Below are 1,779 nucleotides of genomic sequence, written 5' to 3' on the forward strand. Positions count from 1 at the left end.
ATCTTATCTCTATGGTATGGCTATTCCTGGCTACGTCTGGCTATTCCTGGCTATGTCTGGCTACTTAGTCCTTCTTATGCCTTCTTAGTCCTATATATCGCTATGGATCCCTGCGAATAGTATAGATCACTACGCATTGAATTAGGTACGAATGAAATGGGTTCACCAGTGTTAGAATTATAGATAATAATCCTGTAAATTCTGGGTATCTATTACCCCCCGAGTATTATCTTTACAATAGCGCCATAAATTAGGCCCTTATCCGCCTTCCTGCGCTACAGACTTGAACTGGCCACTTGAGTGCTATTTTCGGAAGACTTGGAGTAGAGGTGTGTTATAGCCACGTTAGGCTGTATTTACGAGAAAAATGAGACTATGAAATCAGAGAAACAGGCATTTTTCGATGAACTCGCAATGGCTAACGAACAAATCTTGTGGACAGGAAGACCATTGGCAAGACCATATAAAATAAGAAACATTGAATGGACACTGATTGAATTTGTTAAACTATCTGCTATTGCTTTTGGCTTTTCTCAGCGTACTATCTTGTTCTTCAAAAAGAATTTTTTCCAAAAGCAGATGTTTACAACTTTGCATTGTTCTTAATAATCATTCTCTTGATCAATGTAGTGATACTTATAAAAAAAGTTTTTCAACCCGATAGTGTTTTATACTGCGTCACGGACAAACGAGTACTAATAATCAATAGTCAGAAAAAGCAAAAAATTAAGGTCATTCAGAGAAATGAAATTAAGAAAAAAAAGATAGTCAACTCGGACACTGACGGTGAATACAAGGTTCAAACGGTGAAGTTGGTCACCGCAGACGAGGATGTTTTTTTAGAGAGTATTGAAAAAGGGGACAACGTAATAAAGCTTCTTTAAAAAAATCCTTGGCGCTATCCCTAGCCTTCCTAGCCTTTGTTGGTGTTTACAGGGAGTACAGAGCGCAATACCTATTAGGAGAAATGCAAAACCGGTTTAATCTAACTTACTTTTTTTAGAAGGGATGGAAAATATTAAATTGGAGAGCAATAAGGAAATATAAGCCATATGGCTTATATCAGGATGTTAGCATGCATTTGTTCAAATGAGATTAGGCTACAAAATAGGACTAGGAATATTGACTGTGATCATTGTGACCATGGGACTCATATGGATTTCACCGATTGGACAGTTTATCAGATCTGCGGACCTTGAAGAGGACAAACGAGAGTTTGACAAAAACCTTTGGACGATAAACTGGGAAAAAGGAAGAAATGATGAAAACGACAGACACTTCATGCTGATAGACTTGACTGAAAATCATTTGAAAATTGGAATGGACAGCGTTGAGATAAAGAAACTGTTAGGTGAACCTGAAAGAGATTTCGGTTTTTCATATAACCTCGGACTTTATAGAAGTGGATTTGATCCGACATTCTTGATTCTTGAGTTTGACGAAAAAGGAAAACTAAAGGAAATAAAGATTGAAACAATTTAGTTTCGAGTAGAACGAACGCATGCTAACAAAATGTTTATGCAATGCGGGGGCTCGGTGTAGGTGTCAAAAGTAATTTCTTAATTTAGTTCGGTGTCGGGGGATAGAGACGTGCAAGTCGGGCAAAATATTTCGCTGCGCTACATTTTTTTGCCCTCCTATTCCCCGCACTGCATAAACACAAACGTTGTGCGCAATTTTATATTAATGATGAAGAGTATCGCAGAGACAAAGTTTGACAAAGTTGTGAAGGATAGCTTTCATGCGACACTGAAGCCTTTGGGATTCAAGAAAAAGGGA

General features: G+C 37.9%; 2 protein-coding genes. Both read left to right on the forward strand.

The window, feature by feature from the left end:
• Positions 1–375: 375 nt before the first annotated feature.
• Positions 376–606, forward strand: coding sequence for a hypothetical protein (locus KK060_RS24790; RefSeq protein WP_254157969.1), 231 nt, complete (start codon positions 376–378; stop codon positions 604–606).
• A gap of 483 nt (positions 607–1,089) precedes the next feature.
• Positions 1,090–1,482 carry a hypothetical protein gene (locus KK060_RS24795; RefSeq protein ID WP_254157971.1) on the forward strand — a complete coding sequence of 131 codons (393 nt, stop codon included), beginning with the start codon at positions 1,090–1,092 and terminating at the stop codon, positions 1,480–1,482.
• Positions 1,483–1,779 lie beyond the last annotated feature (297 nt).

The organism is Chryseosolibacter indicum, assembly GCF_018598585.1.
Taxonomy (GTDB): domain Bacteria; phylum Bacteroidota; class Bacteroidia; order Cytophagales; family Cyclobacteriaceae; genus Chryseosolibacter; species Chryseosolibacter indicus.

What these genes read in the sequence shown, in the direction of transcription:
- KK060_RS24790 (WP_254157969.1), top strand. Translation starts at nt 376, where the DNA reads ATGAAATCAGAGAAACAGGCATTTTTCGATGAACTCGCAATGGCTAAC.
- KK060_RS24795 (WP_254157971.1), top strand. Translation starts at nt 1,090, where the DNA reads ATGAGATTAGGCTACAAAATAGGACTAGGAATATTGACTGTGATCATT.